The 22,368-nt window shown below is 50.4% G+C and carries 24 protein-coding genes; all 24 read left to right on the forward strand.

From position 1 onward, the window contains the following. Nucleotides 1-13 precede the first annotated feature (13 nt). The 24 genes from NYE74_RS14145 to dnaG all read left to right on the forward strand — a co-directional run bounded on the left by NYE74_RS14145 (nucleotide 14) and on the right by dnaG (nucleotide 22,329). Nucleotides 14-217: a hypothetical protein gene (locus NYE74_RS14145; protein WP_082207722.1), complete on the forward strand. Its 204-nt coding sequence runs from the start codon at nucleotides 14-16 to the stop codon at nucleotides 215-217. A 343-nt stretch (nucleotides 218-560) separates the two neighbouring features. Further along, nucleotides 561-1,148, forward strand: coding sequence for an RNA polymerase sigma factor (locus NYE74_RS14150; RefSeq protein ID WP_036621284.1), 588 nt, complete (start codon nucleotides 561-563; stop codon nucleotides 1,146-1,148). Then, entirely contained in the window at nucleotides 1,123-2,184 is a 1,062-nt protein-coding gene (locus tag NYE74_RS14155) for a hypothetical protein (protein ID WP_036621287.1), read from the forward strand. Before NYE74_RS14150 ends, NYE74_RS14155 begins: the two co-directional genes overlap by 26 nt. Before the next feature lie 196 nt (nucleotides 2,185-2,380). After that, the gene (locus tag NYE74_RS14160) at nucleotides 2,381-3,454 is read left to right on the forward strand and encodes a hypothetical protein (protein ID WP_036621289.1); all 1,074 of its coding nucleotides are present in this window, start codon (nucleotides 2,381-2,383) and stop codon (nucleotides 3,452-3,454) included. Nucleotides 3,455-3,533: 79 nt separating this feature from the next. Next, the gene (locus NYE74_RS14165) at nucleotides 3,534-4,607 is read left to right on the forward strand and encodes a hypothetical protein (RefSeq protein WP_124333042.1); all 1,074 of its coding nucleotides are present in this window, start codon (nucleotides 3,534-3,536) and stop codon (nucleotides 4,605-4,607) included. A gap of 788 nt (nucleotides 4,608-5,395) precedes the next feature. After that, nucleotides 5,396-5,593, forward strand: coding sequence for a hypothetical protein (locus NYE74_RS14170; protein WP_341004871.1), 198 nt, complete (start codon nucleotides 5,396-5,398; stop codon nucleotides 5,591-5,593). A gap of 2 nt (nucleotides 5,594-5,595) precedes the next feature. Beyond that, a complete protein-coding gene (locus NYE74_RS14175; protein WP_036621302.1) occupies nucleotides 5,596-5,880 on the forward strand; it encodes a hypothetical protein in 285 nt (94 codons plus the stop codon). Nucleotides 5,881-6,156: 276 nt separating this feature from the next. Next, a complete protein-coding gene (locus NYE74_RS14180; protein WP_036621304.1) occupies nucleotides 6,157-6,522 on the forward strand; it encodes a histidine triad nucleotide-binding protein in 366 nt (121 codons plus the stop codon). A gap of 103 nt (nucleotides 6,523-6,625) precedes the next feature. Next, the gene (rpsU, locus tag NYE74_RS14185; RefSeq protein ID WP_005547957.1) at nucleotides 6,626-6,799 is read left to right on the forward strand and encodes a 30S ribosomal protein S21; all 174 of its coding nucleotides are present in this window, start codon (nucleotides 6,626-6,628) and stop codon (nucleotides 6,797-6,799) included. A 15-nt stretch (nucleotides 6,800-6,814) separates the two neighbouring features. Beyond that, nucleotides 6,815-7,258, forward strand: coding sequence for a GatB/YqeY domain-containing protein (locus NYE74_RS14190; RefSeq protein WP_036621306.1), 444 nt, complete (start codon nucleotides 6,815-6,817; stop codon nucleotides 7,256-7,258). A 196-nt stretch (nucleotides 7,259-7,454) separates the two neighbouring features. Then, complete coding sequence (yqfC, locus tag NYE74_RS14195; protein WP_124333041.1) at nucleotides 7,455-7,742, forward strand: sporulation protein YqfC; 288 nt, start codon at nucleotides 7,455-7,457, stop codon at nucleotides 7,740-7,742. A gap of 3 nt (nucleotides 7,743-7,745) precedes the next feature. After that, the gene (gene yqfD, locus NYE74_RS14200) at nucleotides 7,746-8,927 is read left to right on the forward strand and encodes a sporulation protein YqfD (protein WP_036621310.1); all 1,182 of its coding nucleotides are present in this window, start codon (nucleotides 7,746-7,748) and stop codon (nucleotides 8,925-8,927) included. Between the two features lie 6 nt (nucleotides 8,928-8,933). Then, nucleotides 8,934-9,905 (forward strand): PhoH family protein, encoded by a 972-nt coding sequence (locus NYE74_RS14205; RefSeq protein WP_036621311.1) that lies wholly within the window; start codon nucleotides 8,934-8,936, stop codon nucleotides 9,903-9,905. 17 nt (nucleotides 9,906-9,922) lie between these two features. Continuing rightward, on the forward strand, nucleotides 9,923-12,220 hold the full coding sequence (locus NYE74_RS14210; RefSeq protein ID WP_036621312.1) for an HD family phosphohydrolase: 2,298 nt from the start codon (nucleotides 9,923-9,925) through the stop codon (nucleotides 12,218-12,220). After that, nucleotides 12,192-12,689 (forward strand): rRNA maturation RNase YbeY, encoded by a 498-nt coding sequence (gene ybeY / locus NYE74_RS14215; RefSeq protein WP_036621314.1) that lies wholly within the window; start codon nucleotides 12,192-12,194, stop codon nucleotides 12,687-12,689. Before NYE74_RS14210 ends, ybeY begins: the two co-directional genes overlap by 29 nt. Further along, the gene (locus NYE74_RS14220; RefSeq protein WP_036621316.1) at nucleotides 12,689-13,069 is read left to right on the forward strand and encodes a diacylglycerol kinase family protein; all 381 of its coding nucleotides are present in this window, start codon (nucleotides 12,689-12,691) and stop codon (nucleotides 13,067-13,069) included. Before ybeY ends, NYE74_RS14220 begins: the two co-directional genes overlap by 1 nt. A 539-nt stretch (nucleotides 13,070-13,608) precedes the next feature. Continuing rightward, the gene (locus tag NYE74_RS14225; RefSeq protein WP_036621317.1) at nucleotides 13,609-14,022 is read left to right on the forward strand and encodes a cytidine deaminase; all 414 of its coding nucleotides are present in this window, start codon (nucleotides 13,609-13,611) and stop codon (nucleotides 14,020-14,022) included. A gap of 47 nt (nucleotides 14,023-14,069) precedes the next feature. Next, nucleotides 14,070-14,972, forward strand: coding sequence for a GTPase Era (gene era / locus NYE74_RS14230; protein WP_036621318.1), 903 nt, complete (start codon nucleotides 14,070-14,072; stop codon nucleotides 14,970-14,972). A 121-nt stretch (nucleotides 14,973-15,093) separates the two neighbouring features. Then, nucleotides 15,094-15,228: a YqzL family protein gene (locus NYE74_RS14235; protein WP_082207725.1), complete on the forward strand. Its 135-nt coding sequence runs from the start codon at nucleotides 15,094-15,096 to the stop codon at nucleotides 15,226-15,228. 51 nt (nucleotides 15,229-15,279) lie between these two features. Beyond that, entirely contained in the window at nucleotides 15,280-16,029 is a 750-nt protein-coding gene (gene recO / locus NYE74_RS14240; RefSeq protein WP_036621320.1) for a DNA repair protein RecO, read from the forward strand. Nucleotides 16,030-16,685: 656 nt separating this feature from the next. After that, the gene (gene glyQ, locus NYE74_RS14245) at nucleotides 16,686-17,573 is read left to right on the forward strand and encodes a glycine--tRNA ligase subunit alpha (protein ID WP_036621322.1); all 888 of its coding nucleotides are present in this window, start codon (nucleotides 16,686-16,688) and stop codon (nucleotides 17,571-17,573) included. Then, entirely contained in the window at nucleotides 17,566-19,641 is a 2,076-nt protein-coding gene (glyS, locus tag NYE74_RS14250; RefSeq protein WP_036621324.1) for a glycine--tRNA ligase subunit beta, read from the forward strand. The genes glyQ and glyS overlap by 8 nt, the downstream gene beginning before the upstream one ends. Nucleotides 19,642-19,960: 319 nt before the next feature. Beyond that, nucleotides 19,961-20,410: a YaiI/YqxD family protein gene (locus tag NYE74_RS14255; RefSeq protein ID WP_036627858.1), complete on the forward strand. Its 450-nt coding sequence runs from the start codon at nucleotides 19,961-19,963 to the stop codon at nucleotides 20,408-20,410. Nucleotides 20,411-20,508: 98 nt separating this feature from the next. Beyond that, nucleotides 20,509-22,329, forward strand: a complete 1,821-nt coding sequence (gene dnaG / locus NYE74_RS14260) for a DNA primase (RefSeq protein WP_316560774.1) — start codon at nucleotides 20,509-20,511, stop codon at nucleotides 22,327-22,329. Nucleotides 22,330-22,368: the final 39 nt, after the last annotated feature.

Below are 22,368 nucleotides of genomic sequence, written 5' to 3' on the forward strand. Positions count from 1 at the left end.
AGGGGCAAGGGCATTGAAAATTCGCATTTTGATCGCAGACGACAACTCTTTTATTGAATTTGGAGAGGGGTTATGTTTACTCATATCTTGGAAAAACGTTTTGGGGAAAAGCACCGTTCGGGTGGCTGCTGCTGCATTATTACTTACTCAGCTATGCGGTGCAGCAGGCTCGGTTTCTGCCGCAGGCAAAGATGCAGAAGTACACTTGTGCAGCTAAAGCTTCATAATTTAGAACGTATTCATATCTTATCGTAAGACAGGAAAACACATCTGTATGGGGATATAAGCACCCTTCTATACTTAAACCTCTCGTTATTTGAGTTATGAAAAGGTTTATCTGGAAGAGTGCTATTTCCTTTATAGGCTGTGTTTTTCTTCTTTTATTTTTGTGATTCAATGAAGGGAATCACATCGAGAAATAATAGTGTTTTATACCCGTAAATATTCTTTTTCATTTTTTCAAGGTCGATGATGTTACCAAATTATTTTTGATGTTGCTGTCACAAAATGAGCTGCATTGGTGTATTAAGAGTAAAGCCAGGAGGGGGGAGGGATGATTTTTGGATAGACAGCACAGAGAGTATAAATCAAACTCAGAAGAAATTGAGATGCTGATTGAAAGGACTAAGCTTGGTGATAAGGAAGCTTTCGCGTCAATTATAAGAAACTTTGAAAAACCAATGTATATCTATTGTTACCATATGCTCAAAAGCAAGGAAGAAGCCGAGGATGCTAGGCAAGAAATTTTTATTAGAGTGTATGAACAGATACATAAGTATCGTCCAAATATGAGTTTTTCGGCATGGCTGTACAAAATTGCTTACAATTACTGTCTGAATCAAATCAGGGGCAAAAAAAGGTGGCTTCGTTTTATAGATCGTTATAAATATGATCAGCCTGAGACCTCGACTCAGCAAATAGACAGTCAAACTACACTGAAGGATTTTCTAAATTTACTGACGATCGAAGAGAGACATATATTAGTTCTCCGGGCGATTCATCAATATCACTTTGACGAGATTAGTGAAATGTTGAATATGAAACCAGCAACTGTGCGCAAAAAGTATGAACGTCTTCGCAAAAAACTGCAGACGAAGGAAGTTAATGAAGGAGGAAGAGTGAATGCGTCAATCACCAAATCCATCTAAAACTCTAAGTATTCAACAGGTGGAGCAAATGATTCGGGATACGGAGACGCCAGAGCATAGCATTAGTCAACAGATTGTAGAAAAACTTGAATCAAAAAGCGTGCCACCCCCAAAGCCAGTCTTCACAAGAAGAGTGGGAGTCATCGCAGCGGCATTGGTTGTTTTTTGTGTGTTTCTAACTCCTGTCATGGCTCAAACTATAGAGCGGCTATCCTTGCTTGAATATATCAACCCTTTTGTCAAAGAAATGAAAATAAATCCAAATGAGAAGGTGGATACACTTTATGCGCGAGATTTGGATGGGAACAAGCATTTTCATACGGGGATGATTCGCTTTGATGACATTGAGGACCAAGAGTTTAAAAGCCAGTTGCAAAGGGCTTGGAATGAGATTTTTCCTCAGGGAGAAGGAATTAATGAAGTGATCGTGTACGAATATCGTGCGAACACATTTCATATAGAGGCGCGCAACGATAACAGATCGATCGAATTTGACCAAGGTAACTGGTTTTATGCGCAACAAACGATTGGAGAGAACCAGGTTCCAGATGCAGCAAAAGATGCAGCGGACCAAGCTTTTCATAAAGTTGGGGATTTTAAACAAAGTAAACGGTCAGTAAGTCAAATGATCTTAAGGCCCAATCAAAACCCGGTGTATAAGTTCGTGTACAACACAAACAAGGGTTCTGTCCTCATTGATGTACAAAAAAATACGAATCAGATCACAAGGATTGTAGCTTTTCCGTTGTCGGATCAACTTAATAAATTGAATGATAAAAATAAATATCATGATTTAGTCGAGAAAACAAAAGCAATTGAGCTGGACAAGATCCGTGAGGAAACAGTGAAACAAGCTAAAGTATGGATGAATTTGGACTTGGCTGATTATAACGTATCCAAACTTGAATACCGGTTTGATACATTAACTTTCACCAAAGCAGGTTCTCCAGACGTGACTGTGCTATTCACCTCTAAAGGAACGATCTATTCAATTAAAATTGAGCTAAAGCAGCTATCTGAAATAGGAACGGACTAACCAAGGAATGCAAAGATCAGGCTGAATTAAAATGGCTCAAGCTGTATTGCCTAGCAAGTTGAACGTGCTGCTGCTCGGTCTAAGGCAGAGAGGGGGGGGATGACTGCTGTTTTTCTATAGATTCATTTCAACGTGACTGAAGCATTTCATTAAAAAGCTGTGGGTAAGCAAAATAAAAAATAAAGGAGTTATTAATATGAACAAAAAAATAATTTTTCCTATCGTCGGAGTAGCCTTATTATCAGGAAGTCTGCTTGGATATGATACACCGATTCAAGCTAATACGTATAACAACGTGGATGTGAACATTGAGCAAGATGCTAAATCTGAGCAAACGCTTATGCAAAAGGCTCAGGCTAAACTTAAAGAATTGACAGGAAATACGTATACGTTAATTCAAGGAACGGCTACGAAAGATTCTATCCATTTTAAAAGAGAGAACTTCAAGGACGATATTATTGCTTATAAAGCTGATGGAAAGCTCGAAACAATCAGTATTAAAATCAATTATGAAGATTTAAACGGTGGGAAATATCAAACCAAACTGAAGGAAACGTGGGCAGCTTTGTTCCCAGGGGAAGAACCGAAATATGTGAATATCTCAGAGTCAATCTACTATGAGGGTACAATCTCATCGAATGCTATGCAAAATAAGCAAATTTATATGCAAGAGAATGGCGAGGTTTATGGCGTAAATTATGCTCCTGACAATGCCTCAGCAAGCGTGCAGAAGAAGGCTGCTCAGGTATTATCCAAGCTTACCGATGGAAAGGTCAAGCAGGGTGCCAAGTTGGATCGTATGTTTGTCCGTGATGGCAAACCAAATGTGTATCAATATAAGTATAAATCAGAAGCTATGGAAGTCAGCTTCGCAATTGAAGAACAAACGCTGGAACTGCTCCAAGCAGATGTATATCATACCGATGGTAAAGGTGTAGACAATTATGAAGCATTTCAGGAACGAGAAAAAGAAAAGAGTGCAAAGATTAAGAAGTTGACATTGGACACTTTAATGAAGAACGCAATGAAAGACGCAAAAACGATGCTGGATCTGGATTTGAAAGGATATAAGGGAGCAAGAGGTACAAATGCATGGGACGAGAATCATATGACGTTCACCAAAGAAGGGGCTCCTTCAGTTACTGCTAGATTTGACAAAGACGGATCGTTTAACAGCTTTATTATTGATAAGTATAATCAGGAAATCGATTTTTACGGAATGACCATCGTAGGTCCCCCAAATGAAGAACTAAAATTGTTAATTGACTGATATGTATTGAAAAGCAGCTTGGAGATGAACTTATATTTCAGTAAAACCATGAGATAGCAAAGTAAAGGAGTTTATAAACATGAACAAAAAGAAAATTATTCCTATAATCGGGGTCGCTTTATTATCAGGAAGTCTGCTGGGATGCCAAACACCTGTTCAGGCAGATGCACCTAACAAGGTGAATATCAACGCTTCACAAGATGTTAAGCTTGAGGAGAAGCTTATGCAGCAGGCTCAGGATAAACTTAAAGAGCTAACAGGAAATACGTATACGTTAATTCAGGGAACGGCCATGAAAGATATTGTGAGTTTTAAAAGAGAGAACTTCAAGGACGATATTATTACTTATAAAAAGAATGGAAAGCTCGAAAATATCGGTATTAACATCAATTATGAAGATCTAAACGGCGGAAAATATCAAACCAAACTGAAGGAAACGTGGGAAGCTTTGTTCCCAGGGGAAACACCAAAGTATGTCAGCATCTCAGAGTCAATCTACCTGGTGGGTACAATCTCATCGAATGCCAAACAAAATAAACAAGTTTATATGGAAGAGAATGGCGAGGTACATGGCGTCAATTATGCACCTGACGCTGCCCCGGCAAGCGTGCAGAAAAAGGCTGCTCAGGTATTATCCAAGCTTACCAATGGAAAGGTCAAGCAGGGGGCTAAGTTGGATCGTGTGTTTGTCCTTGATGGCAAACCGAATGTGTATCAATATAAGTATAAATCAAAAACAATGGATGTGAGCTTTGCAATTGAGGGTCAAACGCTGGAACTGCTCCAAGCAGGCGTACATCAAAGTAATGGTAAAAACATAGATAATTACGAAGACTTCCAGAAGAAAGAAAAAGCGAAAGATGCAAAGATCAAGAAGCTGACGTTGGATACATTAATGAAAAATGCAATGAGAGATGCAAAAACGATGCTAAATCTGGATTTGAAAGGATATAAGGGAGCAAGAGGGACAAATGCATGGGACAAGGACCAAATGACGTTCACCAAAAAAGGGGCTCCCACAGTCATTGCCACAGTGGATACAGACGGATCGTTTAACGACTTTATAGTAGAGAAGTATGGTCAGCATCTCAGTTTCGGCGGAAACACGATTGTAGGGCCTGCAAATGAACAACCAAAAATATTAATCAACTAATTCTAAAAATTTAGTTCAGACTGAAGCCAGTAGGGGCTCAAGATAGAGCCCGAAATAGTAATAAATAGAGATGATTAAGACTCATCCACAGGAAGCCTCTCCGTAATCCGGAGGGGCTTTGGTTACTCATCAGCATACCACCAATCGACTCCATTTATGGTAGAAATGAAGGGTAGTTTACACTCTTCAAACAGAGGCGAAAACGAGCTGTTTTTATGTAAAATTTCAGCCGAAATTTTTACCAAAAAGGTTACGGTTTATTCGTTTACTGCCAACCCTTTCGATGGTATACCCTCAATATTCAAAGAAAGAATTTGTGAAAATATGTCGAATTGGAGCTTATGTAGGATGATTAGGTACGTAAAGCAATTGCGAGAATACGGCTTGACTAATATCGTTATTGTGGACGATGGATCTGATGAAGCATACCAGTCGATTTTCGAGGAACTCCATGAGAACGGTTGTGTCCTACTACGCCATGCTGCAGAGGATGTATACCGTCCTGCTGTGGAGGCTAGACGCCATCACTGGTTCTTGGCGTAAGGAACTCCAGCGAGGGAGGAATCCCACCGAAGTCCTTGCTGGGCAACCGGATGACCTCCTTCATTTTTGCAATGTTATATCGAAGAAAATGGAGAATGGCGGCTCCGTCGCAAGGATGAGATGATCCAACCTTTAAACTGGGACTGGTTCAGACACCGCAAAGTTTCTATAACCCGGATCTGTTCCAGTTCAATCTGTATGCAGAGCAAGGAATCCCGAATGAACAGGACTTCATTTCCCGCGAGGTGAATATTCTGCGCAATGCGTCCAATGCGGTTGCGTATACGGGCAGTAACACCGTGATCTCCCGGCAAGGGATGGTGGATATGGAGTGGGAGATCCTGGTGCTCTTCTTGAAATCCAGCGTGGATATTACGACTAGACCTGTTCTGGGCCTTGTTATTTTTCAAATTGCGGCGATTGCAGCCTCGATTGTGGCCTAGTGGTGCTTAAGAAAAATTGGAATCTGTGGAAAGTGCTGATTGCACTGAATGTGGTGGTTGTACTGTGCTATGCCGGCATCCTGGCCTTGTATCTGCTCTCCATGCCGCTGGATGAAGCGATCCGACTGGCCGGTTTTGAGCGTAATGCCTCAAGTATCGTTGTGTTATTTGCTGGTGGATTGGTGCTTTGCGCCGCTGTTGACATGGAGCGCACGTTTCATTACCGGATTGGTGAGGTTCCTGACTATCAGGCTTTCAAGACGGTGCAGACGAATGGGAAGAAATAATGATACAAGACAGTTTGTGTAAGTAAAGGGAAAATCATTTTTTAGGTGATACAGATCACAGATACAGTAACACCCCGCTGTTATACTACAGTTAAGCCGACATCACTTTGCAAGCACCCCGCCGGACGTATTGGTGAGGAGAGATTCCTGTTTTTCCGTCCAATACGTCCGTGCGACCAGCGACTCTTATAGGAGTAGCAGGGTGCTTCTTTTTTTTGCCTTTTTTCGGTATGATGGATTTATCGTGAAATGACAACCGAAATTAGGAGGATCAAGATGGACAACTGTTTGTTCTGTAAAATCGTAGAAGGATCGATTCCGTCCAGCAAAGTTTACGAAGATGAGCGGTTTCTCGTTTTCCGCGATATTCAGCCGGCCGCGCCCGTGCACGTGCTGATCATTCCGAAGAAGCATATCGGTTCGATGAACGAGGTCGCTCCGGAGGATTTTGTTCTGATCGGCGAAATGCACCGGATCGCCCAGGACGTCGCCAAACAGCTTGGCGTCGCCGAAAGCGGCTACCGTTTGATCAACAATTGCGGCCCGGACAGCGGACAGGCGGTGCAGCATATCCATTACCATCTGCTTGGCGGTGCGAAGCTGGGGGCTTTGGCACAATCTTCCGACTCGCATGCGCTGTAAAGGGCATTTAGAAGGTTGACACTCTATTTCACTTTCCCCTATAATGAAGTTTGATGAACCGTGTTATGCTCTTGGACGGTCTGGTCGGAGGGAGGGAAAACTGGTGTCTGAAACTAAAGTTCGCAAAAACGAGACAATTGATGCTGCACTTCGTCGCTTTAAACGTTCCATCGCGAAAGATGGAGTATTGGCTGAGGTGAAGAAACGTAAGCATTATGAAAAGCCAAGCGTAAAGCGCAAGAAAAAGTCCGAGGCTGCTCGTAAGAGAAAGTTTTAGGAGGATTTAGCTGCTATGAATCTTAGCGAGCGATTGAACGAAGATATGAAGCAAGCGATGAAGAATCAAGACAAGTTCAAGCTCTCCACCATACGAATGGTTCGCGCTACGATGAAAAATCTTGAAATAGATTTGAAAAGAACTTTGAACGATAATGAAGTGCTTGATATCCTTAGTCGTGAAATCAAACAGCGCAAAGATGCCCTCCAAGAATTTGAAAAAGCGGGTCGCGACGATCTTGCCGCACAAGTGAAAGCGGAAGCGGAGATCCTTGCTGAGTACCTTCCCGAACAGCTAACCGAAGAAGAAATTAAAGTCATTGTACAGCAGACCATCCAGGAAACCGGTGCTTCTTCGAAAGCCGATATCGGGAAAGTGATGAGCGCGCTCATGCCGAAGGTCAAAGGCCGGGCAGAAGGCAAGCTCGTAAACCAGGCGGTTCAACAGCTTTTGCAATAACTCACAGACGAACACCTTCTACGTTATAGACGATGTAGAGGGTGTTTTTTCATTATGTTGGCCGGTGCTGAAAAAGCCGGGCTGTTTGAACACGCATTTAATCCCGTTCTCCTGGCGAGGGCGGGATTTTTTCCATTTTCATAAATCCGCGGACCCCCGCATAATTTGTACAGTAGGGGAAGGAGGATTGCCTCATATGAGCCGGTTTGTCCGCAAAATCCGCAAATGGACGGTCGATGCGCTCGACCTGCCCAGCGACCTTGTATACGATTTGCCGAGGCTCACCTTGATCGGAGGTCAGCAGCTGTACATAGAGAATCACCGGGGCGTCGTCCACTTTTCTCCCGAGGAGCTGCATTTGGCGCTAAGCCAAGGCACTCTGGAGGTAGAGGGCAAAGAGCTGGTCATCAAAGCGATCATGCCCGAGGAAGTGGTTATTGAGGGCCGAATATTCGGCATTAAATATCGAGGAATGGAGGAGTAAAACGTGAGATCACCGGCCATCACCAAGCTGCGCGGCGTCGTCACCATCCTGGTCCGCGGGGAGAAGATCGAACAGCTCGTCAACGAGCTGGCCGGACAAGGCATCGAGGTCTGGGACGTAATGCCTTTGCCGGGAGGACAAATGGAAATGAAAGTGGGGCTTTCCGATTTTTTTCGCTTGCGTCCCTTTTTAAAACGGACAGGCTGCCGGATGTCGGTCAAAGGACGGTCAGGGCTGCCTTTTATTTTGACGCGGGTCCGGAAAAGAAAAGCGTTTATCGCCGGCTTTGCCTTTTTTATCGCGGCGATCTTTTGTTTATCCTCGCTGGTATGGGACATCAACGTCCAGGGCAACGAAAAAATCGCCACCGAGGACGTGCTGGCCGCCGCCAAGCAGGAAGGGCTTTATCCGTTTCAGTGGATTTTTCGCCTGCCCAAACAGGACAAGCTGTCGGCGGAGTTGACGCGCAAGCTTCCGGGGACTTCCTGGGTCGGCGTCTCCCGGACCGGCACGCGGATCACGATTCAGGTGGTGGAGGCGACCAAGCCGAAGGAACAAACGCTGCTCAGCCCGCGCCATCTCGTCAGCAAAAGCGATGCGGTCGTTTCCCATATATACGCGGAAAAAGGCCAGCCGGAAGTGGGCAAAAACGACCGGGTCAAAAAAGGACAGGTGCTCGTATCCGGTTTCCAAGGCGGGAAGGCCGTCGTCTCCAAAGGCGTGGTGCGCGGCATCGTGTGGCATGAATACAAGATCGAGGTTCCGCTTTTGCATAAACAGAAAGTGTACACCGGGGAACGAAAGCAGCGGGGGTTCCTGTATTTCGGAAATACGGCGATCCAACTCACCGGTTACGGCAAAATTCCGTTCAAGCAGTCGGAGACATTGACCGAGCTTGATCCGCTCACCTGGAGGAAGTTCAAACTGCCGATCGGCTGGATGACCGAAAAGGTGCTGGAAACGACGGACATGGAATGGAAACGGACCGCGGAGCAGGCCAAGCAGGAGGGAATCGAGCGGGCGAAACGGGATATTTTGGCCAAATACGGCGTGGACAGCGTCATTATGAATCAAAAAATTTTGCATGAGAACACAGACAATGGTAAAGTTTATATGAAAGTGCATTTTGAAGTAGAGCAAAACATTGCGGAAGAACTTCCGATAGTACAAGATCAAGGAGAATGAGGCTATTTGTCTGAACAACTGGTGAGCATCAAGTTACCGCTTCAGAGCGCGGGGGAAGGCCTTGCTTTATTTGGACCCCAAGACGCGTTCCTGAAATTAATCGAAGAGCATTTGCGCGCAGGCGTCGTTTTGCGCGAATCGGAAATTACGATCCGCGGCGAGCAGCATGAGGCGGAGAAAGTGGAGCAGTTGTTTGAGGTGTTGCTTGAACTGATTCGCAACGGGTACGTGTTGACCGAAAGGGACGTCCTCTATGCGATCGAACTCGCCAAGGATTTCCGGGCGGATCAACTGCTTGATCTATATAAAGGCGAAATTGCGGTCACCTACCGGGGCAAGCCGATCCGCGTCAAAACGATCGGACAGAAGCATTACGTCACGACGATCAAGAAACGGGATATCGTGTTTGGGGTCGGTCCGGCCGGTACGGGGAAGACGTATCTTGCGGTCGTGCTGGCGATCGCGGCGCTGAAGGAAGGAACGGTCAAACGGATCATTTTAACCCGGCCCGCGGTGGAGGCCGGAGAGAGCCTCGGCTTTTTGCCGGGCGATCTGCAGGAGAAGGTGGACCCTTACCTGCGGCCGCTTTACGATGCGCTCTATGACGTAATGGGGCCGGAGCAAACGGCCAAAGCGCTGGAGCGGGGCTTGATCGAGATCGCGCCGCTGGCGTATATGCGCGGCCGGACATTGGACGATTCGTTTATCATTTTGGACGAGGCTCAAAATACGACGCCGGAGCAAATGAAGATGTTCCTGACCCGCCTTGGTTTCGGCTCCAAGATGGTCATTACCGGAGACGTTACGCAGATCGACTTGCCCAAAGGCAAGAAGTCGGGACTGGTGGAAGCCAGAGCGGTTTTAAGCGGCATCGAGGAGATCGGTTTCGTTTATTTTGCCGAATCGGACGTTGTCCGCCATTCGCTGGTACAGAAAATCATTGTTGCATATGACCGTGCTGCTGAAAATCAAGGGTAAGCAGGAGGGCTGTCTTTATGACGAATAACGATCAGCAAAATAAAGGCGCGTTTCAATCCACCTTTGCGGGATGGAAACATAGCACAACGGTGCGTTATTTGTTGTACGTGGTGCTTGTCGTTATGCTGTATGCCGGCATGGCGCCCAAACTGCTGCCCGAAACCTATGACATCGCCGTGGGGCTGCCCAGCGACAAAGAGATTCTGGCGCCGATGGACATCCCGGACACCAAAGCGACGCTGAAGGCCCAGGAGGACGCGGCCGAGAAGGTCGGACAAGTTTATACGATCCTGCCGCTTCGCAATGAAGCGCTGGTCGGCCAGCTGCTGGACCGGATTTTCCGGCTGAATCAGGACGATCAGGTGTCCGAAGACGACAAAATCCAAATTTACCGCGAAGAGCTGCCGCAGCGCGTTAAGGACTACGTTCAAACTTTTATTATGAACAACCGCAACAATAGCGCTTATTCGGCGACCTTGTTTGAGGAAGTCACCCAGCGGATCGATGAACAGCAATATCATATTTCCGAGGAAACGTTCATCAAAATTCCGCGGTTGACCGCCGAAGATATCAACGAAATGAAACCGGTGGCGGCCGACATCGTGGCCCGGTTGACGGCCGATTCGATCGTGGACGCTCAAACGGCCCGGACCAAGGTGGCGGAAATGGTCAGCACGAGTTCCCTGAGCAAGCGGACCTCCCGGGAAGTTGTGCAGGAACTGGCGCGCCTGTCGATTACGGCCAACAAGTTTTACGATGAGGAAGCGACGAAGGCGGCCAAGGTCGAAGCGCGCGAAAATACGCCTACCGTATATATCAAGCAAGGGGACGTCCTCGTTAAAAAGGGTGAGAAAATCACCGAGGAAATGTATACCCTGCTGGAGAAAAACGGGCTGCTGAAGGACGAGGTCGACTATTCGCCGCAGTTCGGCCTGACTTTGCTGTCCCTGCTGATGGCGACGGGGCTGATTATGTATATCCGCCATTCGGAAGGAACCGGCCGGTTTAAATACAACAACGCCCAATTCGTCATGCTGCTGATGATTATTTTGATTACGATCGTTTCGATGCATGTCATCAACCTATTGCAAGACGAGCAGCATCCGTACATCGGCTATCTGGCGCCGATCGCCACGGGGGCGATGCTGATCACGCTGCTGCTGGAAGTGCCGCTGGCTTATATTTGCTCCATCCTGTTCAGCGTGTTGGCGAGCATCATTTTGAATGTGCATCAAGGGGAGATTTTTGACTTCAAGTTCGGTTTTTTCGCCCTGGTCATCTCCTTTGCTTCGATCTTCGCCATTCATCGGGCCAGCCAGCGGTCGACGCTGCTCAAAGCGGGCATTATGATTTGCCTGTTCGGTTCGTTTGCCGTCTTTTCGCTGACCCTGCTTGACAACAACGACTGGACGCAAACCAGCACGCTGTACGATTTGGGTTTTGCCGTGGCGGGTGGCCTGTTAACGACGATCCTCGTCATCGGCTTGATGCCGTTTTTCGAGGTGACGTTCGGCATTTTGTCCGCGCTGAAGCTGGTGGAGCTGTCCAACCCGAACCACCCGCTGCTGCGCAAGCTGCTGACGGAAACGCCGGGAACGTACCACCACAGCGTCATGGTCGGCAATTTGTCGGAGGCGGCCGCGGAGGCGATCGGAGCCAACGGGCTGCTCTGCCGGGTCGGGTCGTATTACCATGATATCGGCAAGACGAAGCGGCCAAGTTATTTTATCGAGAACCAGAACAATATGGAAAATCCGCATGACTTCATCGATCCGAAACTGAGCAAATCGATCATTATCGCCCATGCCCGGGACGGCGCGGAAATGCAGAAGGAATATAAAATCCCCAAGCCGATTCGCGATATCGCCGAGCAGCATCACGGAACGACCTTTTTGCATTATTTTTACCACAAGGCGTTGCGCCTGGCTGAAGAGCAAGGGGTAGAGCCCGACTTCACCGAAGAGGATTTCCGCTATCCGGGGCCCAAAGCCCAGTCCAAGGAGGCGGCCGTCGTCGGCATCGCCGACAGCGTGGAGGCGGCGGTGCGCTCGCTGCGTAAGCCGACGGTGGAACAAGTTGAATCGATGATCGAGAAAATCATCAAAAGCCGGCTGGACGATCACCAGTTCAACGAATGCGATTTGACGCTGCGCGAGCTGGATATCATCGCCCAAACGCTGAAGGAAACCGTCATGGGGATCTTCCATTCCCGGATCGAATATCCGGAGGAAATCAAGAAAAGCCGGGAAAACAAGAATGAAGAGAAGGACAGGGGGCAGGGCGTAAATGGGCCTACAACTGGCTTGGAGCAATGAGCAAGATAAAATGGAGATCGGCCAGGAACTGATCGATTTGCTTGACCGGGTGCTGCAGATCGCGGGAGAAACGGAGGGCATTACCGAAGGGGAAGTCGCTTTGACGTTCGTGGACGATGCCGCGATCCATGAGCTGAACCGGGATTACCGCGGGATCGACCGCCCGACCGACGTCCTGTCGTTTGCGATGAACGAGTCGCTGGACGAGGAGCCGGAAATCGTTTACGAGCTTGAAGAAGATGAGGAACTGGACGATTTGACCGACGTGCTCGGCGACATCATCATTTCCGTCGAGAAGGCCAAGGCGCAAAGCGAAGAATACGGGCATTCCATCGAACGCGAAATCGGCTTTTTGTTCGTTCACGGGTTTTTGCATTTGCTTGGCTACGATCATCAGGATGCGGCGAGCGAAGCGGAAATGATGGGCAAGCAGGAAGCGGCTCTGGCCAAGGTGGGGCTGACCCGCTGATGAAGCCCAAAGCCGGGTGGGGCGCTTCGTTCCGGTATGCGTTCGCAGGGATTGCGGCTTCGCTGAAGACGCAGCGGAACTTGCGGTTTCACTGTTTTGCCGCCGTTCTCGTGATCGCGGCTTCCTTGTATTTTCGGCTTCCGCCCCGCGATATCGCCGTCCTGCTGCTGACGATCGCTTTGGTGATATCGCTCGAGCTAATGAACACGGCCGTTGAGACGGCGGTCGATCTCATCACCCCGGAGCGGCATCCTCTCGCTAAACTGGCCAAGGATGCCGCTGCCGGGGCAGTGCTGGCTGCGGCGGTGTTTGCCGTCGTGATCGGGGTATTGATCTTCTACCGGCCGGTTATAGCCTGGTTTCACGCTTTGTTCGGCTGAAACCTAGAAATCGGCGCATGACACCGGCAACTAGAGCCAGAACCAGACGGCAACTGGAACGACGAACCCTCCGCCCTTCAAAATAGCGGAACTTTGTGTTCTTATTATCCGGAGTCGCAGCATATTGATCCCCATTAGCGACATTTTTTGTCCTTATTTACCTATGAATAGTCCCAAACATGGGTATTTCCTTACGATTTGAGCAAATAGCGACTTGAATTTCCTCTATTTCTCTCAAATGGACGGATACCGCTGAAATAACGCCCTTTTTTGCCCTTATGTTTTTCGCCGGAATTTCTCGGACAGCCTGGTTTTTGCCGGTTTTCTCGGTGCAATACCAAATAGCGCCGCCGACTTATCGGCGGACTCCTGCTTTGATATTCAGCGGCATCCCGCTTGCCTGGGGCCCTTCGGTCCAAGTAGCATCGCACTTGAAGGATGAACAGGTTAACCTGAAGATGTGCGCCTGATCGCTTGGTCAAACGCTGTTTTTGGTGTTGGGCCTTGTTATCTTGTTCATTTAAGGAGATGATATGGTTATGGATTACGAAAAACTGCTTCAAGAAGCTATAGAGGCCCGTAAAGCGGCTTATATCCCATATTCGGGGTTTGGCGTGGGCGCGGCGCTGCTCGATGAGCGCGGACATGTGCATCGCGGCTGCAACATCGAAAACGCCGCCTACAACCCGACGAACTGCGCCGAGCGCACGGCCGTGTTTCGCGCCATTGCTGACGGACACCGTCCCGGCAGCTTTCAGGCGATCGCCGTCGTCGCGGACACGGACGACCCCGTCGCTCCCTGCGGCGTTTGCCGCCAGGTGATGCTTGAGCTGTGCGGTCCGGACATGCCGGTCATTCTCGGCAACCTGCGGGGCGATGTCCGCCATACGACGGTTCGCGAACTGCTTCCGTACGCCTTTGCTCCTTCGCATTTGGAGGAGTCCGGGAAGTAACCCGCCAAGTCACTGCCAAGTCACTACACGAAAGGAACAACAGGCTTATGTCAAAAGCGAAATTCAAATCCGGCTTCGTAGCGATCGTCGGACGGCCGAACGTCGGCAAATCGACGCTGATGAACCACATTATCGGCCAAAAAATCGCCATCATGTCCGACAAACCGCAAACGACGCGGAACAAAATCCACGGGGTGTACACCTCGGAATCGATGCAGATCGTTTTTTTGGATACCCCCGGCATCCATAAACGCCAGTCGAAGCTTGGCGACTATATGAATACGACGGCGCTGAACACGCTGGGAGAGGTGGAAGCGGTGCTGTTCCTCGTCGACGTCGCGGAAGGTTTGGGCGGCGGGGACCGCTTTATCATCGAACGGTTGAAGGGCGTTGGAACGCCGGTCATTCTCGTGCTGAACAAAATCGACCGCGTCGAGCCGGAGCAACTGCTGCCGATCATGGAGGAATACCGCAAGCTGTACGAGTTTGCGGAAATCGTGCCGATTTCGGCCAAGCTCGGCAACAACGTAAACACGCTGATCGAGCAAATCGGCAAGTATTTGCCGGAGGGACCGCAATATTATCCGGAGGATCAGGTGACCGACCATCCGGAGCAGTTTGTGTGCGCCGAGTTGATCCGCGAGAAAATTTTGCATCTCACGCGCGAGGAAGTTCCGCACTCGATCGCGGTGACGATCGAAGACATGCGCGTGCAGGAGAACGGGGTCGTCTATATTTCGGCCGTCATTTTCGTCGAGCGCGATTCGCAAAAAGGGATCATCATCGGCAAGCGGGGGGCCTTGCTTAAGGAAGTCGGCAAGCTGGCCCGCCAGGATATCGAAAATTTGCTGGGCTCGAAGATTTTTCTGGAGCTGTGGGTGAAAGTCAAAAAAGACTGGCGCAATCAGGAGCGGATTCTGCGGGATCTCGGCTTCCACCAGGACGCTTAAGCCTGTGCTTAAGTCCGGCGTATTCTATACTGGGAGTTATTGCAACGCATAGTTCCGGTCCTTCGGCACATCCTATTCTTTGAAGATGCAGGCGTCATTTCCGAAGAAAGGATGAATACGAATGCGAGATTTTTCGTGGAAGTATTTTGTGATGACTGGAGATGTCGATGCTTACTTGCTGTATAAAGAAGCCTGCGGCAGTTCCGACGAGGAGGCCGCGGCCGAAGAGCTGGTCTTGGAAGAAGAGGCCGAGTGACCGGAGCGAAGAATCGGGGAGAAGCAGCCAGGACGGTTTGGGGGAAATATCATGCTTTACAGGGTGGAAGGAATCGTCATCCGCAGCATGGATTATGGTGAAGGCAATAAAATCATTACTTTATGCACGGAAAGCCACGGTAAAGTAGGGGTTCTGGCGCGCGGAGCCAAAAAGGTGAAAAGCCGGCATGCGGCGCTGACCCAGCCCTTTACGTACGGTGAATATGTGTTCTTCCGTCAAAACGGCGGGCTCGGAACGCTGAATTCAGGTGAGATCATCGAATCTCACTTTTCTTTGCGTGAGGACCTTTTTTTGGCGGCCTATGCTTCTTATGTCTGCGAGCTGTTGGACCGGACCTTGCAGGACGAGGAGGTCGGGAGCTTTTGGTTCACGCAATTAAAAGCTTGTCTCGACGCGCTTTCGTCCGGGAAGGACCCGCAAATCGTCGCCCATTTGTTCGAAATGAAAATGCTGCAGGCCGCAGGCTACGGTCCTTCTTTCGCCAGCTGCATTGCCTGCGGGAGAACCGATGAGTCGCTGTATGTCAGCCCCCGCTTGGGCGGAAAGCTGTGCAGCGGCTGCCGGCACCAAGACCCGGCGGCGATGAAAGTGACGCCCGGTACTTACAAGCTATTGTCGCTGTTCGAAAAAATGGATTTGCGCAGGCTCGGCAACGCAAACGTTAAGGATGAAACGAAGCAGGAACTGAAAACGGTAATGCGGGCCTTTATGGACATGCAGCTTGGCCTTAAGCTGAAATCGCGCAATTTCCTCGATCAGCTGGATAAATACGAGATTTGACGAACGGCCTTAAATCATATATTATAAATAAGAATTTCTCCTTTTGGAGCCATGCGTTGAACGGGAAAAGTAACGAGATGGGAATCCGTATTGGTTTTGGCAAAAAATCAGCTTTTCAGCACCGAGAAGGTTGGATGAAGCTGGGACTGAGTAGCGGAGCGTACGTTTTGGGTACGTGAGCAACGGAAGGCCTTGCTGAATTCAAGATTCGATGCCGAGTAAGCCTCATGAATAACTTCGTGATCAAAAGTTGTTTTTTTGCCTACCTTGAAGCGAGCTGGGGATGGTGGGAGCCTGGCTGGATACTCTCGCGAAACGGCGCCCCGGGAGCATGAAATGATCGTGAAAAGAGGATTTGCCTACCGGGTTCGTGCTTTGGCGCAAGTCGCACGTATGAACGATAAACGGTTGCAAATCAAGTAGGGTGGAACCGCGGGAACTTTCAGCTCTCGTCCCTACGTCTGTCAGCAGGCGTAGGAGGCGGGGGCTTTTTGGCTTGCTTCGTTACGATCGGCTGATACGGGAGCGGCTGAGCCTTGTTTTACGGGCGGCGCTTCTCCAAGTTCCAAAGCCCAGGACGACGAGCCTTTCGGCACCGGCCGAGTCCGCTCCGCTTTGTTTTGGGTATCCTCTATAGTGCAAAGGAGATGTGGTAGATGAATTTTCAGCAAATGATTTTAACGCTGCAGCAGTTTTGGGCGGAACAAAATTGCATCGTCGTACAACCGTACGACGTGGAGAAGGGTGCTGGCACGCTCAACCCGATGACCTTCTTGCGGGCGATCGGTCCGGAGCCGTGGAACGTAGCTTATGTGGAGCCCTCCCGGCGTCCGGCCGACGGACGTTACGGGGAAAACCCGAACCGGCTGTATCAGCATCACCAGTTTCAGGTCATCCTTAAGCCGTCTCCGGACAACATCCAGGAAATTTACCTCGAAAGCTTGAAACGGCTCGGCATTAATCCGCTGGAGCATGACATCCGTTTTGTCGAGGACAACTGGGAACATCCGGGTCTCGGCGCGTGGGGCCTCGGCTGGGAAGTGTGGCTGGACGGGATGGAAATCACCCAGTTCACCTACTTCCAGCAGGTCGGCGGGATTGAAGCGAATCCGGTCGCGGTGGAAATCACCTACGGGATGGAACGGCTTGCCTCCTATATTCAGGACAAGGAAAACGTGTTCGAGCTGGAGTGGGTGGACGGTACGACTTACGGCGACGTTTTCCATCAAGCGGAATATGAGCATTCTAAATATACATTTGAAATTTCCGACGTCAAAATGCTGTTTACGCTGTTCAATATGTACGAGCAGGAAGCGGAGAAGGCGATGGAGCAGCATCTGGTGTTCCCGGCGTACGATTACGTGCTGAAATGCTCGCATACGTTTAACCTGCTCGACGCCAGAGGCGCGATCAGCGTAACGGAACGGACCGGTTATATCACCCGGGTGCGGAACTTGTCGCGGCAAGTCGCCGCAACGTATTTGGAGGAGCGCGAGAAGCTCGGCTTCCCGATGCTTCAGAAAGGGGGAGCTGCACGTGGCTAAAGATCTGCTGTTTGAAATCGGTTTAGAGGAAATGCCGGCCCGCTTTATCCGCGGAGCGATGGAGCAGTTGAAGGAACGGACGGAAAAATGGCTGGAGGAGTCGGTCATTGCCCACGGCGCCGTCGAAGCTTACGCTACGCCGCGCCGCTTGGCCGTACTGGTAAGAGATGTAGCCGAAAAGCAGGAGGATGTGCACGAGGAAGTTAAGGGGCCGTCGCGCAAAATCGCGCTGGATGAAAACGGCGGTTGGAGCAAAGCGGCGCTCGGATTCGCCCGCAGCCAAGGGGCCGATCCGGAGCAGTTCATGTTCCGCGAGGTTGCCGGCACGGAGTATGTCTATGTCAGCAAAAGCCGCACAGGCGTGGAGACAGCGGGGATTTTGGCCGAAGGTTTGCTGGGCATTTTGCAGGCGATGAATTTTCCGAAAAACATGCGCTGGGGCAGCTACGACTTTAAATTCGTACGCCCGATCCGCTGGATGGTGGCCTTGTTCGGCAAGGATGTGATCGACCTGGAAATCACCGGCGTCAAATCGGGCAACGTTACGCGCGGCCATCGTTTTCTCGGTGCCGAAGCCATCATCAATGAGCCGGCGGCGTATGTGGACACGCTGCGCGCCCAGTTCGTGATCGCGGACGTGAATGAACGTCAAAACATGATCCAAAGCCAAATCGACGCCTTGGCCAAGGAAAAAGGCTGGCATATCGCGGTGAAGGACGATCTGCTGGAAGAAGTGTTGTTCCTGGTCGAAACGCCGACTGTGCTGTTTGGTACGTTCGAGGAATCGTTCCTGAACATTCCGCAGGAAGTGCTCATCACGTCGATGCGCGAGCATCAGCGTTATTTCCCGGTATTGGACGGCCAGGGGCGCCTGCTGCCTTATTTCGTTACCGTCCGCAACGGGAACGACGCTTCCCTGGACGTCATCGCCCGCGGGAACGAAAAGGTGCTGCGGGCCCGGTTGTCCGACGCGAAGTTCTTTTACGAGGAAGACCAAAAGCTGGCGATCAAGGACGCGTTGTCCAAGCTGGAAAGCATTGTGTTCCATGACGAGCTCGGCACGATCGGCGACAAGGTCCGCCGCATTCGCCGCAATACGGAGAAGCTGTCCGCCCTGCTCGGCGCCGACAGCGGCACGGCCGAAGCGGCCGCGCGCACCGCGGAAATTTGCAAATTCGACCTCGTCACGCAAATGGTTTACGAGTTTCCCGAGCTGCAAGGCGTGATGGGCGAGGATTACGCCCGCAAAGCCGGGGAGCCGGAAGCGGTCGCCCGGGGAATTTTCGAGCACTATCAGCCCCGTTTCGCGGGTGATGCGGCGCCTGCGTCCACCGTTGGTTCCATCGTCAGCATCGCCGACAAAATCGACACGATTACCGGCTGCTTCTCGATCGGGATCATTCCGACGGGCTCCCAGGATCCATACGCATTGCGCCGTCAAGCGGCCGGCATCGTGCAGATCGTTTTGGAGCACAAGCTGCCGATTTTGCTGACGGATATTTTCAAAATCGCCTTGGAAACCCACCGGCAATTCCAGGGGCTGAAACGCGGGGAAGAGGAAATCCTGAAAGATCTGCTGGAGTTCTTCGGGCTTCGCGTCAAAAAAACGCTGTCCGACAACCTGCGTTACGATGTCGTGGATGCCGTTATCGCCGCAGGATATGATGATGTTGTATCCGTCGTTGCCCGGGGGAACGCGCTGATGGATGCCGTAACCACCCAAGCTGACTTTAAGCTGACGGTCGAATCGTTCGGGCGGGTCAGCAACCTGGCCGCCAAAGCGACCGGCGAGAAAGTCCGTTCCGATCTGCTCGCCGAACCGGCGGAACAAGCGCTGCACGAGGCATGGCGCGCGATCACGGACAAATACCGCGAGGCGCTTGCAAATCGGAATGCCGCCGAGGCGCTTGACGTAATCAGTGGTTTGAAGGACGCTATCACCGTTTTCTTTGATGCCGTCATGGTTATGGCCGAAGACGAAGCGATCCGCACGAACCGTTTGGCGCTGCTCGCCGCCATCGACGAGGATCTCAAGGCATTCGCCGATTTCGGCAAATTGGTTTGGTAGAACGGAACTTAAAGTAGTGGCGAGAGCAACGGACAACTCCTAGATTTCCGCATCAGCTCAGGTTTTCAAATCGTACGATCGCCCGCCGGAAATCTAACGGTTGCAGCAGGCGCTATTTTCCGCAAATAGACCTTTCTGAATTCTGACGGTTGTGCGCAGGTTTGCCTGAATCTAAGCGAAATTAGCCGGGGTAAGCGCAACGGCAACCGTTAGAATTTGAAATCAACGTTCTTGGAACAAACAACGCTTGCGGCAACCGTTAGAATAGTTTAGCGGGTAGCATTCAAGGTACATTCCCGGGAAGGCGAGGCGAGTGATTATGCGCGTTGTCGTGGACGGCGACTCCTGCCCGGTAAAGGCGGAGATCGCCGAAACGGCCGGCCGCTACGGCGTTCAGGTGGTGATGGTTTCTTCCTATGACCACACGCTGCAGCCGGCGGACGGAGTTGCCGTCATTCAGGTGGACCGGAGCAGTCAGAGCGCCGATTTGTATATCGCGAACCATGTCGTGAAGGGAGACATCGTCGTCACCCAGGATTACGGTCTTGCCGCGCTGGTACTGGCCAAATCCTGCTCCAGCTTGTCGCCGCGCGGCGAAATCTTTCATCCGGGGAACATCGACCGTTTGCTGGAGCGGCGGCATGCTCACGCCAAAGCAAGGCGCGGAGGGCAGCGCCACAAAGGGCCGAAGCCATTTACGAACGAGGATCGCAAACATTTTGCCGAAGTGCTGTCAAAACTTTTGGAACATATGCAGGAGAATGTATAGTTTTAGCGAATTACTATTTACGTGTCATAGAGAAACTTCAAAATGTCCGAAATTTTGACGTGTTGAAATTCTCTTTGCGAAAGATGAAGGTGATTTGAATGAGCACCGGACGCGGCATTCCGGAAGAAGTCATCGAGGCCGTCTTGCGGCAGCATGATATCGTCGACACGGTCAGCAAGCACGTTCATCTGACAAAACAGGGCAAGTACATGAAGGGGCTTTGTCCGTTTCATTCGGAGAAAACCCCGTCTTTTACGGTAACCCCCGAACGTCAAATCTTCCACTGTTACGGCTGCGGCAAGGGCGGAAACGCCATCAAGTTCAGGATGGAAATCGAAGGATTAACTTTTCCCGAAGCCGTCCGGATCATGGCGGAAGAGGCGCATATTCCTTTTGAAGACAAAGGAAGAAGCTTTGGGGATTCGCCGCAAAACCGGGAATTGGAACAGCTCTTGCAAGCCCATGAATGGACCTCCAAGTTCTATCACTATTTGCTGAAGAATACGGAATACGGCAAACCGGCCATGGAGTATTTGAAATCGCGCGGTTTTACCGATAAAGCGATCGATACGTTCCAAATCGGTTACGCCCCGGCCAGATGGGATACGCTGGTTCAGTTTTTGGACAAGCGTTCTTTCGATCTAGGCGCGATGGAAAAAGGCGGACTGTTGTCCTCGAAACAGGATGGGAGCGGGTTTGTCGACCGGTTTCGCGATCGGGTCATTTTTCCTTTGCACAACCGGAGCGGTAAAGTCATAGCCTTTGCCGGCAGGGTACTTGGCGAAGGGCAGCCGAAATATTTGAATTCCCCGGAAAGCAAGCTGTTCAGCAAAAGCCGGACGCTTTACAATTTGCATCAGGCGAAGAACGAAATCCGGAAATCGCGGCAAATTGTGTTGTTTGAAGGTTATGGCGACGTGATCAGCGCTTGGGAAGCGGGGGTTCATAACGGAGTGGCCACGATGGGAACCGCGTTGACGGAAAGCCACGCGTCGATCATGAGAAGTCTGGCGGACGAGGTCCTGGTGTGCTACGACGGGGATCAGGCCGGACAAGCCGCCGCGCTCAAGAGTATTCCGATTTTGGAGAACGCCGGTTTTCAGGTCAGAATCGCGCTGCTCAGCGAGGGGCTCGATCCCGACGAGTTTATCCGTAAATACGGGGCGGACCGCTTCAAACATCAAGTGTTGGACGGCGCCGTCTCATCCGTCAAATTTAGGCTTATATATCTGAAAAAAAACCATATACTGCTAGAAGAAGACGGAAAGGTCGCTTACATCAAAGAAGCGATGCCCATTATCGCGGGGCTGGCTTCGCCAAGCGAACGCGAGATATATTTGAAGGAATTGTCCGCCGATTTGCAGGTGTCCTTCGACAGTTTGAAGCAGGAATGCAACGAACTTAGAACAGCCATGCAAAAAAAGGCAAACGCCGGGGATAATAAGCCCGAAAGGTGGAATAATGGTAGGCATAAAAAAGGGCAGGCTTCCATGCCGGCTCTGCTGCCCGCTTATCAGGTGGCGGAACGGAGATTGCTTTCTTTTATGCTGCAGGACGAAGAAGTGGCCCGTTATGTGGGCGATCGTCTTGGCACCAATTTTAACATCGAAGATCATGTGGCGATTGCCGCTTATCTATACGCCTATTACGCGCAGGGAAAAACCCCGGATGCAAGCCGGTTTATCTCCTCGCTTCAGGATGAACGGCTTGAGCGGACGGTCATCTCGATCGCCATGACGGATACGCCGGAGGAATGGACGGCGCAAGAGCTGGACGATTGCATTCGGGAGATCCGCAAAGTACCGCTTCTCGCGCAAATCAAGCAGAAGAAGGAAGAAATGGTGTCCGCGGAACGAGCCGGGGATTTTATGCGTGCGGCGCAAATTGCAAGTGAGATTATTGCCCTAGAGAGACAGTAAGACGATGGACTTTCGGTGACGTTTCTAGGGAGGAGGGAG

The organism is Paenibacillus sp. FSL P4-0127, from assembly GCF_038007325.1.
GTDB lineage: Bacteria > Bacillota > Bacilli > Paenibacillales > Paenibacillaceae > Fontibacillus > Fontibacillus macerans.